We start from the raw sequence: 20306 nt of genomic DNA on the forward strand, positions 1-20306 counted from the left end.
CACAGCTTCAACTTGAAGGATGATCACTCTATGCAAGCAGCTCAAACCGGACTGCCTCTTCGAAAAAAAGGGCAGATAAGCGATGCCCTGAAATGGCTGGTTGTCAGCCTGTTCGCACTGTTCACCGGTTACCTGATCGTACTGATGTACGCGCAGGGGGAATATTTGTTTGCCATGCTGACGCTGCTGCTGTCTGGCACCGGCCTGTATATTTACGCCAACCGTCGCGCCTATTCATGGCGCTACGTGTATCCGGGTCTGGCGGGTATGTCGCTGTTCGTGCTGTTCCCACTGGTGTGTACTATTTTTATCGCGTTTACCAACTACAGCAGCACCAATCAACTGACGTTTGAGCGTGCGCAGTCAGTGCTCATGGACCGCCAGTTTCAGGCCGACAAAAACTACACGTTCGCCCTCTTTCCTGCCAATGCCAGCCAATGGCGTCTGGCACTGACCTCGCCTGACAATGGCGAGATACTGGCTTCCGCACCTTTTGCCTTCAACGCCACCGCTCCCCAAACGCTGGCACTCTTGCCGCAGACGATGCCACAGGGTGAAAAAGCCGGGCTGCGGGTTATTACTCAAAACCGTCAGGCACTGGGGCAACTGACGGTAAAACTGCCTGATGGCGAAAGCCTGCGCATGAGTTCGCTGCGCCAGTTCTCCGGCAGCCAGCCGTTGTACAAGAAGGCCGATGACGGCAAACAGCTGACCAACGTGCAGACCGGAGTCGTTTACCGCCCCAATATGGAGAGCGGTTTTTATCAGCAGGTGAACGCGAGCGGTGAGTGGCAGGCCGAAAAAATCAGCCCCGGTTTTACCGTTAATATTGGTTGGGACAACTTCCTGCGCATACTGCATGACGACGGCATCCAGAAGCCGTTCCTGTCGATTTTCGTCTGGACCATTATTTTCTCACTGCTGACCGTCGTGCTGACCGTGGCCGTGGGCATGGTGTTGGCCTGCGTAGTGCAATGGGAAGCGCTGAAAGGCAAAGCGATTTATCGGGTGTTGTTGATCCTGCCGTATGCCGTCCCGGCATTTATTTCGATCTTGATTTTCAAAGGTTTATTCAATCAAAGCTTCGGCGAGATCAATCTGATGCTCAGCAGCCTGTTTGGCATCAAGCCGGCGTGGTTTAGCGATCCGATGACCGCCAAAACTATGATCATCATTGTTAATACCTGGCTGGGTTATCCGTACATGATGATCCTGTGTATGGGCCTGCTGAAAGCCGTTCCCGACGATCTCTACGAGGCCTCCGCAATGGACGGCGCCACGCCGATGCAGAACTTCTTCCGCATCACGCTGCCGCTGCTGATCAAGCCACTGACGCCGCTGATGATCGCCAGTTTTGCCTTTAACTTTAATAACTTCGTGCTGATTCAGCTACTGACCAACGGCGGCCCGGACATGATCGGCACCACCACGCCAGCCGGTCATACCGACCTGCTGGTCAGTTACACCTACCGCATCGCCTTTGAAGGCGGCGGCGGGCAAGACTTCGGGCTGGCTGCGGCCATCGCGACGCTAATTTTCATTTTGGTGGGTGCGCTGGCGATTGTGAATCTGAAAGCCAGCCGAATGAAGTTCGACTAGCCGACTAAGGAGAAGTAATAAAATGCCCATGGTTAAACCAAAGTCGCAAAAAATCAGGCTGTTCGTGACGCATCTCTTGTTGTTGTGCTTTGTGGCGCTGATCCTGTTTCCACTGCTGATGGTGTTCGCCATTTCGCTGCGGCCGGGTAACTTCGCCACCGGCAGTATTATTCCTGACCAGGTGTCGTGGGATCACTGGAAACTGGCGCTCGGCATGGCGGTGACCAACGCCGATGGCAGCCTAACCCCACCGCCGTTCCCGGTGATGTTGTGGTTATGGAACTCAATCAAGATTGCCGTGATCACCGCGATGGGCATTGTGGCGCTCTCTACGACCTGCGCTTATGCTTTTGCCCGCATGCGTTTTCGTGGCAAAAGCACCTTGCTGAAAAGCATGCTGATTTTCCAGATGTTCCCGGCGGTACTTTCCCTGGTCGCGCTCTACGCGCTGTTCGACCGCCTTGGCCAATACGTGCCGTTCCTCGGGCTGAACACGCACGGCGGGGTGATCTTCGCTTATATGGGCGGGATTGCGCTGCACGTCTGGACCATCAAAGGCTACTTCGAAACCATCGATAACTCGCTGGAAGAAGCCGCCGCGATCGATGGCGCGACACCGTGGCAGGCATTCAGGCTGGTTCTGCTGCCGCTGTCGGTGCCGATTCTGGCGGTGGTGTTTATTCTGTCGTTTATCGCGGCTATTACCGAAGTTCCGGTGGCATCGTTACTGCTGCGGGATGTGAGCAGCTACACGCTGGCCGTGGGAATGCAGCAATATCTGAATCCACAAAACTACCTGTGGGGCGACTTTGCGGCAGCAGCGATTATGTCTGCTATACCTATTACCACGGTGTTCCTGATTGCTCAACGCTGGCTGGTCGGCGGGTTAACGGCGGGCGGCGTAAAAGGTTAGATTTATTGCAATACCCTTGGTGTCATTTGTTTGGAAATGTACCCAAAATCATTCGGGTTGCAGGAGGGAGGGAAATGAACGATTCCCGATGAGCTGACTCAGGTCAGTGATTCGGGTGAGTGAGTGTAGCCAACGCATCTGCAACGTGAAGGATGAAGGGGAATCTGTGTCTGAAGTCTTGGGCGGCCTATATAGGTCGCTTTTTTTTGGGAGGTGCGCAGGACATGACGCCCCCAAAAAAAAGGCTTCTGACCTGCATCAGAAACCTTTTTAAGCCATTGACTTAAACACTATGACATCAACTCACCGACACTTTCCTGCGGCGTTTATCCAGATCTTTGATCAGCTTATTGACGTCGTCATCGGCAAACATCTCTTCCAGTGTGCGAGTCAGTTTACGCCGCCAGTTCGGGTATTCGTCGCTGGTGCCGGGGATGTTGACCGGCTCCTGCATATCCAGCCAATCTTCGGGCTGTAAGCCTAATAATGCACAGGCGCTGTCTGCGACATAGCGTTGCAGGCCGCGATTAAGCGTCGGCGTCATGTGCATGACATCCGCTTTGTGACCGGTGCTTTTTGGCACACAACCGTGGTGATGCAAGCCATTGAGCAGGCCCTGTCGTGCGCGAGCGCGGTCGGCATAAAGTTCGGTCAACACGTCTTCGTCACGATATAAACCAAGCTTTTTGCCCAGTGCCAGATCATCGTTCTGCCAGTAGCCACGTAGCGTCGGCAAGTCATGCGTGGTGATGGTTGCCATCGCCTGCACCGGGTAGGACTGCGGTGCGCGGAATGTGTTCTCAGTATCGTGTTCGAAGTACAACACTTTGTAGGAGTAAACCCCGCTTTCACGCAGCTTACTGACAATCTCCACCGGCACCGTACCGAGATCCTCGCCGATCACCATGCAGCGGTGACGCTGACTTTCCAGTGCGAGGATCGCCAGAAGATCGTCCACCGGATACAGCACATAGGCGCCGTTTTCCGCCGTCTTACCGTAAGGGATCCACCACAACCGCAACAGCGTCATCACATGATCAATACGCAATGCCCCGCAGTGGGTCATGTTGGATCGCAGCAGGTCGATAAACGGCTGATAGGCACGCTTAATCATCACGTGCGGGTCCATCGGGCGCAGATCCCAGTTCTGGCCGAGTGGCCCAAGGATATCCGGCGGCGCGCCAACTGAGGCTTTCAGGCAATAGACATCGCGATCGCCCCAGGTTTCTGCGCCACCTTCAACAACGCCAACCGCCAGATCGCGGTATAAGCCAATTGGCATGTCGGCCTGCTGGCTATCGTGGTAACAGCGGGCAAATTGCCACTCGGCCAGCCACTGTAACCACAGATAGAAATCGACTTCGCTTTCATACTGTTCACAATAGGCTTTCACTGCGGCACTTTGTGCGCTGCGGTATTTCTCCGGCCAGTGCGTCCAACCCTGAGGTTCTTCTCCCTGTTTCGCCAGATGGGCGAACAGGGCATCAAACGCCGCCTGCTGGTAGAGGCTTTCACCGCCTTCACGGACAAATTTTTGATATGTCTTTTGCATAGGATCGCTGGCACTGCGCGTCACAAATTGCTGATGCGCAAGGTGTAAACCGGCCAGTTTCAGAGGCATCACACGGCCGTAATCCACCCACGCACTGCTGCGCACCTCCTGGAGGGTTCTCTGTGTCTGCGGTTCACGCCACCAGCGCTGTGCCTGTTCGCTGAGCTGAAAATCTTCCACCGCGTTGACGTCGATATAAATGACGTTCAGCCAGCGCCGCGATGACGGGCTGTACGGGCTGGCCGCCACCGGATTGCCAGGATAAAGGGAGTGGATCGGGTTGAGGCCAACAAAAGCACCGCCGCGCTGGCCCATCTCATTGACCAACTGACGCAAATCGCCGAAGTCACCGATGCCCCAGTTTTTTTCCGAACGCAGCGTATAAAGCTGTACGCAGGCACCCCAGAGTTTTTTACCCGCCAGCAGCGCATCGGGTTCATAGCAGCGTTTTGGGGTAACGATAATGCGGCACACCCAACTCTGACTATTCTGGGTCAACGTCAGTTGGTGATAGCCGGTGGGAATTCTGCCCGGCAACGCCAGCGTCATTTTCGCGCTGGTGCGACCCTGTTGAACCGCGCCGCTTTCCAGCTGTAACTGCCACTGAAATTCACCCTCACCACCGATCGGCAATGCCAGGCGGCTGCCTTTGACGAACACTTTCACTCCCGGTAACGGTATGTCGGTAGCCAGCGGTTGGCCTGCTTTCCAACCCATCGCCTCCAGTAGTTCCAACTTTGTCGCGGTCGCGATGGCCTGTTGTTTGCCATGGGCGTTAATGTATCCGGCAGCAATCCCAGCCTGGATCGCCGCCTGTTCGAGTTGCTTGCTCTCCATTCCAGCTCCTTTAGCGTTTCGCCTGCCAGATCCGCTGCTGATAATCGCAGATCGAACGGTCTGAACTGAACATGCCGACTCGGGCAGTATTGAGAATAGTACGTCGCGTCCACTGCGCCTTATCACGGTATAAAGCATCAACCTGCTGTTGTGCCTGGCTGTACTCGGTAAAGTCGGCCAATACCAGATACGGGTCGCCACCCTCCAGCAGGCTGTCGAGCATCAGGCTGAACGCTTTTTCGTCGCCATCGCTGAACAGTCCGCTTTCCAGATCCTTAAGCGCCGCGTTGAGATGGCTATCTTTTTTACGCCATTTCAACGGGTCATAACCGTCTGCTTTGAGTGCTTTGACCTGATCGACGGTGTTACCGAAGATGAAGATATTCTCTTCACCGACCTGCTCAGCGATTTCGATGTTAGCACCATCGAGGGTACCTACGGTCATCGCACCGTTCAGAGCCAGCTTCATATTGCCGGTGCCGGAGGCTTCGGTGCCTGCCGTTGAGATCTGCTCGGACACATCCGCGGCCGGGATCATCAATTCAGCCACCGAGACACGGTAGTCAGGAATAAACACCACTTTCAGACGATCGGCGACGTTCGGATCATTGTTGATTTTTTCGGCTACTTTGTTGATCGCATGAATAATATTTTTCGCCAGATAATACCCCGGTGCGGCTTTAGCCCCGAACAAGAATACGCGCGGCACCCTGTCCATCTGCGGGTTATCGCGCAGCTGACGGTAGAGCGATACGATGTGCAACAGGTTGAGGTGCTGCCGTTTGTACTCGTGCAGGCGCTTGATCTGTACGTCGAAAATCGCCTCAGGGTTTAGCGTTATGCCCATGCGTTGTTTGACGTAAGCAGCCAGCCGCACTTTGTTATCGTATTTGATTTGCTGATAACGCTCACAGAAGGCGGCGTCATCGGCAAATTTTTCCAGCCCCTGCAGAGCATCGAGATGAGTGACCCATTCGGTTTTCAGGCTCTCGTCAATCAGCGCAGAGAGCGCCGGGTTACACTGTTTCAGCCAGCGGCGCGGCGTGATGCCGTTGGTGACATTGTGGAATTTGTTCGGCCACAACTGGTGATATTCAGGGAACAGATCTTTTACCACCAAATCTGAGTGCAGGGCTGCCACACCGTTAACCGCAAACCCGCTGACCACGCAGAGATTGGCCATGCGCACCTGTTTGTTCTGATGCACAGACAATTTCTCCCACACCGCATCGTTGCCAGGCCACTGTTTTTCAACTAATTTTTTAAAGCGGGCATTGATCTGTTTGATCAGCGAGAAGTGGCGCGGCAATAGGCTGCGAACCAGTTTCTCATCCCAGCACTCCAGCGCCTCAGGCATCAGCGTGTGGTTAGTGTAAGCGAAGGTTTTACGGGTAATGGCCCAGGCGGCGTCCCATGTCAGCTGATGTTCATCGAGCAGAATGCGCAGCAGTTCCGGGATGGCGATAGTCGGATGGGTATCATTAAGCTGGATCACTTCAAAGTCAGGCAAATCTTCAATCCTGCGGCCGAGGAAGTGATGGCGGCGTAAGATGTCGCGCACCGAGCAGGCACACTGGAAATACTGCTGCATCAGTCGCAGGCGCTTGCCTTGCTGATGATTATCATTCGGATAAAGTACCTTGGTCAGTTTGGCGGCATCAATGCCCTTTTGTTCGGCCTTCAGGAACTGCCCGTCATTGAACAGGGTCAGATCGAACGGGTGGATATCCGTCGCCTGCCACAGGCGCAGCGGCTGGGTGACACCATTACGATAGCCAACGACCGGCAGATCCCAGGCTTCGCCGCGCAGACTGAACGCAGGTTGCCACCGTTCAACGCCAGCACTGTCTTTCGCCAATTTCCCGCCGAAGGAAACATCCACCGCCAGACGGCTGTTGTGGCTAAACCACGGATAACTTTCGCGATGCCAATCATCCGGGGCTTCCTGCTGTTTACCTTCGTCGAATGACTGACGGAATAAACCGTACTGATAATTGAGGCCGTAACCTGTGGCAGGCTGCCCAACCGTCGCCATTGAATCAAGGAAACACGCAGCCAGACGGCCCAGGCCGCCGTTCCCCAGCGCAGGATCGGTCTCCTGTTCCAGCACATCGGCCAGTTCAGCGCCCTGCTCAGACAGTACGTCACGCACCGTGTCGTACCAGCCGAGGTTAATTAAGTTGTTGGCCGTCAGCCGGCCAATTAAAAATTCCATCGAAATGTAATTTACGTGACGCTGATCCTGTTTCTGTTTTTCCACCACCGGCCTCGCGGCCAGCTGTTCAGACAGTGCCCCACTGACCGCCTGCCACCACTGGTGCGGTGTCATATCCTGTGCGCTTTGCAGACCAAACCCTTGCCACTGGCGGGTCAGGGCATCCTGAAACTGCATTTTTTCTAATGTGAATTGCGACATAATTCCTCTCTGAACAGATAATTCTTGCAGACGTTAACGATATGCTGAAGGTAAGCCTGTTGAGAGGCATCATCCCGCGAGGGATGAGAGAGGGGAGGAGATAAAGGGCGTAGTACAGACGGGATTAATTCGTGTAAAAACAACCACTGAAACTGTGACTCAGAGCAACTTAACGAAACGTGAAAGTGTAACAATCTTGCAATATCTCTCGCATTGGCAGACCTTATGAACATTATTACACGCTGTAAAATAAATATACTTTCTTCTGGTTTACCATCATAAGAATCGAAAACTATGCTGATCCCTTCGAAACTGAGCCGTCCGGTGCGGCTGCAAAACACGGTGGTACGCGATCGTCTGTTGGCAAAACTGGCCTCTGCGCAAAATTACCGTCTGGTCCTGGTCGCCTGCCCCGCCGGCTACGGGAAAACCACGCTGATCGCCCACTGGGCAGCAGGCAAAAGCGATCTCGGTTGGTATTCGCTGGATGAAAGTGACAATCAGCCGGAACGTTTCGCCAGCTATCTGGTGGCCGCCATTCAGCAGGCTACCGGGGGGCACTGTCTCAAAAGCGAAGTACTTAGCCAGAAACGTCAGTACGCCAGCCTGTCAGCGCTGTTTGCCCAGTTGTTTGTCGAACTGTCCGACTGGCACCGCCCGCTGCTGCTGGTAATTGATGATTATCATCTGATTTCCAATGATGCCATTCACGAAAGCATGCGTTTCTTCCTGCGCCATCAGCCGGAAAATGTCACCTTGATGGTTCTGTCACGCACCCTGCCACAGCTGGGTATCGCTAATTTGCGTGTACGTGATCAACTGCTGGAGCTGAATGCATCACAGCTGGCCTTCAACCATGTTGAAGCTCAGCAATTCTTTGACTGCCGTCTGGCAGAGCCGATTGAGCAGGCTGACAGCAGCCGTCTATGTGACGACGTCGCCGGATGGGCCACGGCGCTGCAGCTGATTGCGCTGTCAGCGCGCCAGTCAAGCGCATCCACCGCCTCGGCCCAGCAATCGGCCAAAAAACTGGCCGGCCTGAATGCCAGCCATCTGTCGGAATACCTGGTGGATGAAGTGCTGGACCACGTCGATGCCCCCACCCGTAACTTCCTGCTGCGCTGCTCGCTGCTGCGGTCAATGAATGATTCTCTGATCGTCAAACTGACCGGAGAAGATAACGGCCAACAACGGCTGGAAGAACTTGAGCGTCAGGGGCTGTTTATTCACCGCATGGATGACAGCGGTGAGTGGTTCAACTTTCACCCGCTGTTCGCCACTTTCCTGCGCCAGCGCTGCCAGTGGGAACTGTCGGCCGAGCTGCCAGCGATCCACTGCTCTGCGGCGGAAGGCTGGCTGGCGCTGGGTTTCCCGGCTGAAGCAATTCACCATGCGCTGGGTGCCGAAAATACCAATTTACTGCGCGACATTCTGCTGCAACATGCCTGGCCACTGTTCAATCAGAGCGAGCTGGCACTGCTGGAAGAATGCCTGAATGCGCTGCCGTATGAGCGATTGATTGAGAACCCTAAACTCGCCCTGTTGCAGGCCTGGCTGGCGCAAAGTCAGCACCGTTACGGTGAAGTAGAAATGCTGCTGGAACGGGCTGAAAACGAAATGCAGCGCGAAAAAATCGAGATGGATAAAACCCTCAGCGCCGAGTTCGACGCACTGCGGGCGCAGGTGGCAATTAATGACGGTAAGCAGGATGAAGCGGAAAAACTGGCCGTCCACGCGTTGCGCTACCTGCCCAACTCCAGCTTCTACAGTCGCATTGTCGCCACCTCGGTCACCGGTGAAATTCAGCACTGCAAAGGCGACTTAAGCCGTGCACTACCGCTGATGCAACAAACGGAACAGATCGCTCGCCGCCACGAAGCCTATCACTACGCGCTGTGGGCACTGCTGCAACAGAGCGAAATCCTGATTGCTCAGGGTTTTTTACAGGCCGCCTATGAAACGCAGGACAAGGCGTTTGAACTGGTGCGCGAGCAGCACCTTGAGCAACTGCCAATGCATGAGTTTCTGCTGCGTCTGCGCTCGCAGCTCCTATGGTCATGGGCACGCCTTGACGACGCCGAAAACGCCGCCCGCGAGGGCCTCGAAGTCTTGGCTAACTTTCAACCTCAGCAGCAATTGCAATGTCTGGCGATGCTGGCCAAATGCTCGCTGGCGCGCGGCCATCTCGACAATGCGCACAGCTATTTGCAGCGTTGCGAAACTCTGCTGCAAAGCGGGCAATACCATACCGACTGGCTGACTAATGCCGATAAACCGCGGGTGATTTACTGGCAGATGGTCGGCGATAAAACCTCGGCGCGCAGCTGGCTGAATCAGACGTCCAAGCCGGGCATGGCGGATAATCACTTCCTGCAAGGCCAGTGGCGCAACATAGCCCGCGTGCAGATCCTGCTAGAGCAGTTCGACGAAGCCGAAGTGGTCATTGATGAACTTAATACCAACGCCCGTCAGTTGAAGCTGGTCAGCGACCTCAATCGCAACCTGATCCTCTGCAACATGCTCTACTGGCATACTGGCCGTAAGAACGAAGCCCAGCGCGTACTGATTGAAGCGCTTGAGCTCTCTAACCGCACCGGATTTGTCAGCCATTTCGTCATTGAAGGCGAGATGATGGCGCAGCAGTTGCGTCAGCTGATTCAGCTCAACTTATTGCCGGATATGGAACAGCGCCGGGCGCAGAAAATCCTGCGCGATATAAACCAGCATCACCGGCACAAATTTGCCCATTTCGACGAAGGCTTTGTGAATAAATTGCTTACCCATCCCCAGGTCCCGGAGCTTATCCGCACCAGCCCACTGACCCAGCGCGAGTGGCAGGTACTGGGACTGATTTACTCCGGTTACAGCAATGATCAGATTGCCGGTGAGCTGACGGTAGCCTCGACCACCATCAAAACTCACATCCGCAATTTGTATCAAAAACTGGGCGTTACCCACCGCCAGGATGCGGTTTCTCAGGCGCAACATCTGTTGCAGGTGATGGGTTATGGTGCCTGACACGCTCCTCAACCCTGTCAGTTCGACATAAAAAAACCGCCATGATTTTTTGGCGGTTTTTTTATGTCTTCAGCTAGCCGAAACAAGCCTGACGATAATTTTTCCGCTGCTAAACTTTTTGATCTTCCAAACCTCGCCCATTATAATGTGACGAAGATCACATTTTATGTTTGCACCGCCTTGCGCCTCCTGCGTGTTTTGTCCTTCCGGGCAGCCAGCGTGGTGCAATTCAGGCAGCGACGCTAAGAAGGAAGACGTTAGATGGGCACGTTAGCCGCTGGTTTCATGATGATGCGCTGGGAATTACTCAGTGCATTTCTGATGTTTTGCACCAGCCAGTTGAATATCGTTTGTCGCCAGTCCAGCCGTAACGCTATGGCATTCATTTTCAGCGGTGTCGGTCTGGTCATCACCTGCTTCTTCGTCATGGGTCTGATGGGCATCACCTATGACGCCGACGCTGTTGCACATTTCTGGGCCGTGACCCAGGACGTCTTTATAGACACCATGAGTAAAACCCCGACCGATATGCCCTTCTATTATTAATTCAGCCCGTGGCGTGCAATCCTAAAAATTGGAAACTGCGCGCTTCCTCAAAAGAGTTTTTGTACATCAACTTTCAATTCAGCGTAGATTGCGAGGTGCAACGCCTCGCTCTGCGCAAATTGTTTTTTATAAAAGTATTCATTGCTTATAAGCGAAGTGACGTATTAGATTCTCACGCTATAATTTTCTTAGAATGATCATTATCTTGTTTGCTTTCTTGCTGCTGATTTTCGCCCTACGGCAGTACGATTTTTGTCTGAAGGATACTCAATGAATACGCATCACCTGATTGGCGCGCTCGTGTTAATGGCAGGTTCCACCTCGTTGTTTGCAGAACAAACGGCGGGTATTCCACAAGATCAGCTGAAAGAGCGCGAAGCGTTTATCTCCCATCTGATGAAACAGATGACGCTGGATGAAAAAATCGGCCAACTCAATTTAGTCAGCGTGGGGCCTGACTATAAGAAAGAAGCCATCATGGCCGATATCCGCGCCGATAAAGTCGGCGGTATGTTCAACACGGTGACCAAACCCGACATCCGTCGCATGCAGGATCAAGTACAACATAGCCGTCTGAAAATTCCTCTATTCTATGCGTATGACGTCGTTCACGGTCAGCGTACGATTTTCCCGATCAGCCTCGGATTGGCAGCCAGCTGGGACATGAATGCCGTGGCCACCAGCGCGCGGATATCCGCTGAAGAAACCGCTGCCGATGGCCTCAACATGACCTTCTCACCCATGGTCGACGTCACCCGCGATCCGCGCTGGGGTCGGGTTTCTGAAGGCTTCGGCGAAGATACTTACCTGACATCCCGTCTCGCCCATGAAATGGTCTCTGCTTATCAGGGCAATGACCCGTCCGCGCCAAATGCGGTGATGGCGAACGTCAAGCACTTCGCACTCTATGGTGCCGTCGAAGGCGGCCGTGAATACAATACTGTCGACATGAGCCTGACCCGCATGTTCAACGACTACCTGCCCCCCTACAAAGCCGCGTTGGACGCCGGCGCCGGCGGTGTGATGGTGGCATTGAACTCGATAAATGGCATTCCGGCCACCTCCAACCCGTGGTTATTACAGCAGATCTTACGCGACCAGTGGAAATTCAAAGGCCTGACCGTCAGCGACCACGGCGCGATTGGTGGCCTGGTGATGCATGGCGTCGCACAGGATGATCGCCAGGCGGCGGCTATGGCGCTGAAGTCGGGTGTCGATATGGACATGGCCGACAACATGTACGGCAAGTATCTGAAAGGCCTGGTCGCCGACAAAATTGTTACCGAGAAAGAGATCGACCGCTCAGTCCGTAATGTATTGACCGCAAAATGGGACATGGGGCTGTTCGCTGACCCGTACCGTCATTTAGGTCCGGCTTCCAGTGATCCGGTGGATACCAATGCTGAAAGCCGTTTGCATCGCGCAGAAGCGCGTGAAGTGGCCCGCACTTCGCTGGTGTTGCTGAAAAATGAGCATGAAACCCTGCCGTTGCAGAAAAAAGGCACCATTGCGTTAGTCGGAACCCTGGCAGATAGCCAGCGTGACGTCATGGGGAGTTGGTCAGCCGCCGGGAAAGCCAATCAGGCCGTTACCGTGCTGCAGGGAATGAAAGAGGCCATCGGTGATAAAGCGACGCTGCTTTATGCACGCGGTGCCAACATCTCTAACGACCCGGCGCTCCTCGACTTCCTGAATCAATATGAAAAACAGGTCATTAACGATCCGCGTCCGGCGCAGGAAATGATTGATGAAGCGGTGAAAACCGCCGAAAAAGCCGATGTGGTCGTCGCGGTAGTCGGTGAAGCACAAGGCATGGCTCATGAGGCTTCCAGCCGAACTGAACTTAACATTCCACAAAGCCAGCGCGACCTGCTGAAAGCCCTAAAAGCCACCGGTAAACCATTGGTGATTGTGCTGATGAATGGTCGTCCGCTGACCTTAACGTGGGAAAATGATATCGCTGACGCGATGCTGGAAACCTGGTTCAGCGGTACCGAGGGCGGCCACGCGATTGCCGATGTATTGTTTGGTGATTACAACCCATCAGGTAAGTTACCGATGACCTTCCCACGCTCCGTGGGGCAGATCCCGCTCTACAACAGCGTGCTTAATACCGGTCGCCCGTTTAATCCGCAAAAACCTAATAAATATACTTCGCGCTATTTTGATATCACCAACGGCCCGCTTTTCGCCTTTGGTTACGGCCTGAGTTATACCCAGTTCAGCGTGTCTGACGTGTCGCTTTCAGCCTCCACAATGAGCACCAGCACACCACTGACCGCCAGTGTAACGGTCAAAAACACCGGTAAACTCAGTGGCGCAACCATCGTTCAGCTCTATCTGCAAGACGTAGCAGCCTCGATCAGCCGACCGGTCAAAGAGCTTAAGAATTTTGAGAAAATTGACCTGGCTCCTGGCGAAGAGAAAGTCGTGACCTTCACTATCAACGAAAAAGATTTACGCTTCTTCAATGACAAGCTCAAGTGGGCGTCAGAACCCGGTAAATTCAACGTATTCATTGGATTGGATTCACAAGATGTTAAGACCACCAGCTTCCTGCTGAAATAATCTGTATTCGCAGAATAGCTGGCGTGCAGTTTACAAGCGGAGATACTTTCATGAAAGACACTAAAGATGACTCCATTCTGTACCTGCACTTTGGCACCCCGCGCCCTTATTGGCGTATGGGGTCTGACAGTAATGCCCTCGAGTTATCCGCTGAGAAGGGTGTCACCAACGTCGCCGTATCATTGACTGGATATCAGGCGGCGCGTATCCGCGAACTGACGGGTATCACCTCCTGTTTTACACTGGACGTCTCGCTGTTTGGCACCCCTATTTGCCTCTATCTGGTCGGCAGAAAAGTCGATAATCAGGTCTGGGCCGGCACTGCCTCTGATTTTGAAGATACCGCCTCGGTGGCGCACGACCTTGAAGTCGGGCTGAGCTTCGCCGAACAGGTGGTTTCAGAAGCTAACTCCGTGATCGTCATTATCGATCAGGAGGGCAAAGTTCACCGCTTTAACCGACTGAGCGAGGAGTACACCGGCCTGCGTGAAGAGGACGTTATCGGGCGCAGCGCCTATGAGCTGTTTATGTCGATGGAAGAGGGTATCGCTTCACGCCAAAACATCACCGGCTTCTTCCAGAATGAGCAATCCTACGAAGTCGAGCGCTGGATAAATACGGTCAAAGGCCAGCGGCTGTTTCTGTTTCGTAATAAATTTGTCCACAGCGGCAGTGGAAAACAGCAAAAATTTCTGATCTGCTCTGGCTCGGATATCACCGATGAACGCATGGCGCAGGAGAGATTACGGGTACTCGCCAACACTGACGTCATCACCGGTTTGGCGAACCGCAATGCCTTGCAGGAACTATTGCGTACAGCGCTTGAAGAGCGCGGCGATAATCAGGTCGGACTGATATACCTTGATCTGGATAACTTCAAAAAAGTTAACGATGCCTATGGCCATATGTTTGGTGACCGCCTGCTCAAAGAGGTAGCGCACGCCATTCTGGACTGCCTGAAAGAGACCGATACGCTGGCGCGGCTCGGGGGCGACGAATTCATCATTCTCAGCACCTACACCTCGGTGGAGGCGCTCGAAGCCATCAGCCAGCAGATCCTCGGCCGCCTTAAAGCGCCATTTCGCATTGGTTTGATCGAGGTTTACACCGCCTGTTCTAGCGGTATTGCCGTCTGTCCGCAGCACGGCATTGATTCAGAAAATCTGCTACGTAATGCCGACACGGCCATGTACGTGGCAAAAGAGAGCGGTAAAAATGCGCACTGCGTATTTTCGCCGGAGATGAACAAGAAAGTCGCTGAATTTATGTGGCTGGATACCCACCTGCGCAAAGCACTGGTAGAGCATCAACTGATGCTCTACTACCAGCCGAAAGTTGCCGCCAATGGTGACGTTCTGAGCGTCGAAGCGCTGCTGCGCTGGCGCTCACCGGAGCGCGGCATTATTCAGCCGCAGGACTTTATTCCTTACGCCGAAGAGTCTGGCCTTATTGCGCCACTCGGCAAATGGGTGATAGATACCGCCACGCAACAGGCCGCCGACTGGCAGCGCAAGGGGCTGAACCTGCGTATCGCCGTCAATCTTTCGGCCCGGCAATTGGGTAATTTTTCACTGGTCGCCAACTTTACAGAAGCCATGCAAAATTCCGGAATGAAGCACTGTCTGCTCGATTTCGAGCTGACGGAAAGCTGCCTGGTTGAAGATGAAAAAGCCGCCGTCGCTATGATAAACCAGCTGCGTAAACTCGGCGCGGAAGTGTACCTGGATGACTTCGGCACCGGCTACTCCTCGCTGTCCCAACTGGCGCGTATTCCTCTCGACGCGATCAAGCTGGACCAGAGTTTTGTGCGTGGCATCAATCACAGTCCGGTTTCACAGGCCCTGGTACGGGCGATCGTTGCCGTGGCAAGAACGCTGCAATTAAACGTGGTGGCGGAAGGCGTAGCAACGCTTGAAGAAGAGTTGCTGATTGACGAAATCGGCGTGGACAGCAAACAAGGTTTCCTGTTTGCCAAGCCAATGCCCGCAGACGAGCTGGAGCACTGGCTTGTACAGAGAGCAAAACTTCACCCGGTCGTTTGAACACAGCCTCGCGCTAGCTGTCAGGATTGGCAGTTATTGTGGCGGGACAATAGGTATAAGCAGACTAACCGGTTTTACGCACAGAAGCCGTATGGCGATTTTGTAACATCACCAGCCGTTCCATGTAAGCGACGTCTTTCTCTTCCAGAGTAAAGGCCGCATCGACCCAATCTTCCGTAATATCCATCAGCTCCGAACGCGAAAGTTGCAACACACGCTGGCGCGCACGGATCATAGCTCTGATCCCGTTGAGCTTTGGCCTGAGTGTATCGATAAAGGTACGGGTAGCGATGAACGCATCACCCGGCTGGAACAGTATATCTACCAGCCCGCGGCTTTCGAACCACTCCGCCGTATGTGACTCTCCGGTAGAGATAAGTTCCTCCGCCAGCCGCATGCCCGATTTACGCGACACCAACGAATAACCGCCCATGCCGGGAAACAGATTAAAAGCAATTTCCGGAAATCCCATCCGGGCGGTGTTCTGTGCCAGCACATAGTGATGCGCCAGCGCAGCCTCGAAGCCCCCGCCCAGCGCAGTCCCTTCGATCATCGATAGACTGACTGCACCGACATCGAAACCTCGAGCAGCCGCATGAACACAATCGATACAGGCACGGGCATAAGCACGTAATGCTTCGCGTTTATTATTAAGGATTGAATCAACAAAAAAACTCAGGTCACCGCCGACATTATAAATATTAGGCACCAAAGAACCGGTAACCCAAAAATCAAACCGTAACCCTGAGGCCTTTGCCGCATAGGTCAGGTTCATAATGTCTTCGATTAACAGCTGATTAAAACAAGGGCGGGGAAAGGCTTTCAGCATCATCCACATGACATTACGGCCTTCTTCATAATAGGCAGCAATTTGCGTTAAATGCCCGGCTTCGGTAAATGGACGACACGCTGTATGGTCAATAAGATTCATAGTTAATATCCAGGTAAGAAAGGGATGGTGGGTGAAGCAGGTCCAGCCTATTCCAGCTCTAACCCGAACTGAATCGATTCGAGTTTATGCGGTAAAAATAATCTCAATGAAGCGAAATAATGTTTTAATTTAAAAAATTAGCAGGGAAATAAATAACCTGGCCTCGTGGGAGTTCTATTTTTTTCGCCAGGGCATTAACCAAAATCAGAATTTCCCATAGACAGAACCATGCTGGCTATCGACTCTTCTTGCCGAACGATTCTTTTACTCTTTTTTAATTTTTATGAGCCTAATCACATTCGCCAGCGTTACCCTTTTAAATTCCCCGTTCAACAGCTAAATTGATCTTTATCTCATCCGACCACTTAAGAGTATCTCCTATGAGCGAACGCGATATGCCTTTTTATCCGCACCTGCTGGCGCCGCTGGATTTAGGTTTTACCCAGCTTAAAAATCGCGTGCTGATGGGTTCAATGCATACCGGGCTGGAAGAGTTGGAGAACGGCCCGCAGCGCATGGCCGCGTTTTACGCAGAACGCGCGACGGCAGGCGTGGGACTTATCGTCACTGGCGGCATCGCGCCTAATCTTCAGGGCGTGGTGTATCACGGCGGCTCGGTGCTCAACCAGGCACAACAAATCCCACATCACAAGGTAGTGACCGACGCGGTGCATCTGGCCGGTGGAAAAATCGCCCTGCAGATCTTGCATGCCGGACGCTACAGCTACCAGCCCAATCCGGTCGCACCTTCGGCCTTGCAGGCGCCAATTAATCGTTTTTCACCGCTGGCGCTGACGGGCGAACAGGTCGAGGAAACCCTGGCTGATTTCGCCCGCTGTGCAGCGTTAGCGCAGCAGTCCGGCTACGACGGCGTTGAGATCATGGGATCCGAAGGCTATCTGATAAACCAGTTTTTGGCCGCCCGCACCAACCAGCGCACGGATCAATGGGGTGGCAACGCCGATAATCGCATGCGTTTTGCGCTGGAAGTGGTGCGGGCCGTACGTGCCATCTGTGGCCCACACTTTATTATTATCTATCGCCTGTCGATGCTGGATCTGGTCGAAGAGGGATCAAGCTGGGATGAGATCGAAACGCTGGCTCAGCGCATTGAGCAGGCCGGTGCCAGCATCATCAATACCGGCATCGGTTGGCACGAAGCCCGCGTACCCACCATCGCCACCATGGTGCCGCGCGCCGGATTCAGCTGGGTGACACGTAAACTGATGGGCAAAGTGAATATTCCGCTGATCACCACCAACCGTATCAATGATCCGCAGGTGGCCGAAGACCTACTCGCCAGCGGCTGCGCCGACATGGTGTCGATGGCGCGCCCATTCCTCGCCGATCCGGCTTTCGTGCAGAAAGCCGCCCAGGGGCGCGCCGATGAAATTAATACCTGCATCGGCTGTAATCAGGCCTGTCTGGACCAGATTTTCGCCGGAGAACTGACCTCATGCTTAGTCAATCCCCGCGCCTGCCGTGAAACCGAAATGCCGCTGCTCCCGGCCCAGCATGTCAAACGACTGGCCGTTGTCGGTGCGGGTCCGGCAGGACTTGCCTTCGCCACCACCGCCGCCAGTCGTGGGCATCACGTCACCCTGTTCGATGCTAACCCTGAAATCGGGGGGCAGTTTAATATCGCTAAGCAGATCCCCGGTAAAGAGGAGTTCACCCAGACGCTGCGCTATTTCTCCCGCCAGTTGGCAATGTTGCAGGTGACCCTGCGTCTGGGTGAAAAAGTCAGTGCCAGCCAGCTCGACGGCTATGACGAAGTGATCCTCGCCTGCGGCATCTCCCCGCGCCTGCCGGAGATCGCCGGGATTGATCACCCGAGCGTACTGACTTATCTCGACGTACTGCGTGACAAAAAACCGGTTGGCCCTCGCGTGGCGATCATTGGCGCAGGCGGAATTGGTTTTGATACGGCGGAATATCTGGTGCAGAGCGGCCCGTCGGCCAGTCTCGACAGCACGATTTTCAGCCATGAATGGGGGATCGATCAGACCTTGACCCAACGCGGCGGCCTGGTTCCCGGAGGCCCGAAGGCCGAGCCTGCCGCACGTGACGTGGTGTTATTGCAGCGCAAAAGCAGCAAAGTGGGTGCCAGTTTGGGTAAAACCACCGGCTGGATCCACCGCGCCAGCCTGTTACAGCGCGGTGTGAGAATGTGGAGCGGTGTGAGCTATGAACGTATTGATAACCAGGGATTGCATATCACACGCGACGGCGTGAGTGAATGTCTGACGGTGGATAACGTGATTATTTGCGCCGGGCAAGAACCGCAACGGGCGCTGCTTGAACCACTGCTGGCGGCGGGGAAAACGACACATTTGATTGGCGGCGCGGATATCGCCCTGGAGCTGGATGCCCGGCGGGCGATTGATCAGGGAACAAGGTTGGCCATGGCGATTTAAGTAAGCATCACATCCGACTCGTAGCGCTAAATCATTCAAGTTGCATCCAGGCGGCAACTGAATGAACCCCGGGAGCTTACATCAGTAAGTGACCGGGGTGAATAAAGGCAGCCAGCGCAGAGGCAGCTTGAAGGATGACGGACTTAGCTTTTTGACGCTGACTTCACGGCCCTCAACACAACAAACTTCTGGTTGGTGGCGATGGTGGTGCAGTTACCAAACAGGCGACGCAGTTTCTGGTAGTAATCCAGATGACGGTTGCCGACGATGCGCAGTTCGCCGCCGGTTTGCAGACAGCGCTTGGCATCGCAGAACATGCGCCAGGCAGTATCATCACTCATCACGGTACCCTGATGGAACGGCGGGTTGCAAAACACCGCATGCAGGGTTTCGCGTTCAACGCCCGCCAGCATATTGTTGACTTCAAAATGGCAGCGGTTGAGATCTTCCGGCAGGTTATTCTCGACGTTCATCTTGCTCGATTCCACCGCCATGAACGACTCATCCACAAACAACATTTCTGCGTCCGGGTTCAGCGCCAGCGCGGTCATGCCGATCACGCCGTTCCCGCAACCTAAGTCGACCATGCGCCCTTCAATACCTTCCGGCAAATGCTGCATAAAGAAACGTGCGCCAATATCAAGGCCGGTGCGCGAAAAGACGTTGGCGTGGTTGGTAATGCGGTACTCGCTGTCATCAAGCGCCCATTCGGTGGTGACCTGCTCAGCTGCCTGCGCAGGCAGGGTGGCCTCACAGTGGATCAGACGGGCTTTCTTCCACGCCAGCGTGGTTTTGGTCGGGCCAAGAATTTTCTCGAACAGTTGCAGCGTGGAGGTATGCACATCACGCGCTTTGGCACCGGCGATAATCTGCGTATCCGGCGTCACCACTTCGCGCAAAGCAAGCAGCTGTTGTTCCAGCAGAGCCAGCGTTTTAGGTATTTTGATCACCACGAGCCCGGGGTTGATCGGTAATGGCACCAGACTGCTTTGCTGAGAAATGCTTTCGTCATCAAAACCATTAAGGCGCAGATTATGGCGTGTCGCCAGTTGGCTCATAAAAGAGTCGCCAATGCTGGTCGGTTCGAATTGCTGTAGTGCACAGGCCAGCGTGCCAAAAGTATCGTTGAAAACCAGTACAGGACGGCCATTGAGCGCGTCGGTAGTGAGGGTCTGCAGCAGATACTCATCCGCAGCTTCCCATGCCTGTAACTGTGTTGACGTCTCTTCTTGCGGATAACGTTCCAGCTCCAGTTGCAGTCGCTGCTTACCCAGTTCGAGTTCGAATTGGCTCATTAGCCTTCCTCATTATTCAATTTGCGCTGTTTATCCCTTAAATTGAGCTATCAGTAAAATGTTTTTTCAGTTAAAAAGGGCTTTATCTGCCGTCATTAGGTGTTAACGCCCGGTTTTCTATGCAAAACCCGTATCACCCTGCGACCCTCCCTTTTGGATCAATGAGAGCTAA

The 20306-nt window shown here is 53.9% G+C and carries 11 protein-coding genes; 7 read left to right on the forward strand and 4 right to left on the reverse strand.

The features are described from left to right. Positions 1-30 precede the first annotated feature (30 nt). Positions 31-1599: a maltose ABC transporter permease MalF gene (malF, locus tag ACMV8I_RS10340; RefSeq protein WP_498865140.1), complete on the forward strand. Its 1569-nt coding sequence runs from the start codon at positions 31-33 to the stop codon at positions 1597-1599. A 22-nt stretch (positions 1600-1621) separates the two neighbouring features. Then, positions 1622-2512, forward strand: a complete 891-nt coding sequence (gene malG, locus ACMV8I_RS10345) for a maltose ABC transporter permease MalG (protein ID WP_498865141.1) — start codon at positions 1622-1624, stop codon at positions 2510-2512. Positions 2513-2810: 298 nt separating this feature from the next. Here the strand turns inward: malG and malQ are convergent, their stop codons facing one another. Beyond that, positions 2811-4901 carry a 4-alpha-glucanotransferase gene (malQ, locus tag ACMV8I_RS10350; protein ID WP_498865142.1) on the reverse strand — a complete coding sequence of 697 codons (2091 nt, stop codon included), beginning with the start codon at positions 4899-4901 and terminating at the stop codon, positions 2811-2813. Positions 4902-4911: 10 nt separating this feature from the next. Then, on the reverse strand, positions 4912-7317 hold the full coding sequence (malP, locus tag ACMV8I_RS10355; RefSeq protein ID WP_498865143.1) for a maltodextrin phosphorylase: 2406 nt from the start codon (positions 7315-7317) through the stop codon (positions 4912-4914). Positions 7318-7611: 294 nt separating this feature from the next. Here malP and malT point away from each other — a divergent pair, with 294 nt between their 5' ends. The 4 genes from malT (at position 7612) to pdeR (ending at position 15491) form a co-directional block, all read left to right on the forward strand. After that, the gene (gene malT, locus ACMV8I_RS10360) at positions 7612-10335 is read left to right on the forward strand and encodes an HTH-type transcriptional regulator MalT (RefSeq protein ID WP_498865144.1); all 2724 of its coding nucleotides are present in this window, start codon (positions 7612-7614) and stop codon (positions 10333-10335) included. Between the two features lie 261 nt (positions 10336-10596). Beyond that, positions 10597-10881 (forward strand): YjcB family protein, encoded by a 285-nt coding sequence (locus ACMV8I_RS10365; protein WP_498865145.1) that lies wholly within the window; start codon positions 10597-10599, stop codon positions 10879-10881. A 270-nt stretch (positions 10882-11151) separates the two neighbouring features. Beyond that, positions 11152-13449: a beta-glucosidase BglX gene (bglX, locus tag ACMV8I_RS10370; RefSeq protein ID WP_498865146.1), complete on the forward strand. Its 2298-nt coding sequence runs from the start codon at positions 11152-11154 to the stop codon at positions 13447-13449. A gap of 50 nt (positions 13450-13499) precedes the next feature. After that, positions 13500-15491, forward strand: coding sequence for a cyclic di-GMP phosphodiesterase (pdeR, locus tag ACMV8I_RS10375; protein ID WP_498865147.1), 1992 nt, complete (start codon positions 13500-13502; stop codon positions 15489-15491). Positions 15492-15555: 64 nt separating this feature from the next. On the opposite strand, the gene ACMV8I_RS10380 is transcribed toward pdeR, so the two are convergent. Then, positions 15556-16422 (reverse strand): crotonase/enoyl-CoA hydratase family protein, encoded by an 867-nt coding sequence (locus ACMV8I_RS10380; protein ID WP_498865148.1) that lies wholly within the window; start codon positions 16420-16422, stop codon positions 15556-15558. A 395-nt stretch (positions 16423-16817) separates the two neighbouring features. Between ACMV8I_RS10380 and ACMV8I_RS10385 the strand changes: the two genes are divergently transcribed. Continuing rightward, entirely contained in the window at positions 16818-18839 is a 2022-nt protein-coding gene (locus tag ACMV8I_RS10385) for an oxidoreductase (RefSeq protein WP_498865287.1), read from the forward strand. Between the two features lie 143 nt (positions 18840-18982). Here the strand turns inward: ACMV8I_RS10385 and rlmG are convergent, their stop codons facing one another. Beyond that, positions 18983-20134 (reverse strand): 23S rRNA (guanine(1835)-N(2))-methyltransferase RlmG, encoded by a 1152-nt coding sequence (rlmG, locus tag ACMV8I_RS10390; protein ID WP_498865149.1) that lies wholly within the window; start codon positions 20132-20134, stop codon positions 18983-18985. Between the last annotated feature and the right edge of the window lie 172 nt (positions 20135-20306).

It is taken from the genome of Ewingella sp. S1.OA.A_B6 (genome assembly GCF_049889095.1).
In the GTDB taxonomy this organism is placed as follows: domain Bacteria; phylum Pseudomonadota; class Gammaproteobacteria; order Enterobacterales; family Enterobacteriaceae; genus Ewingella.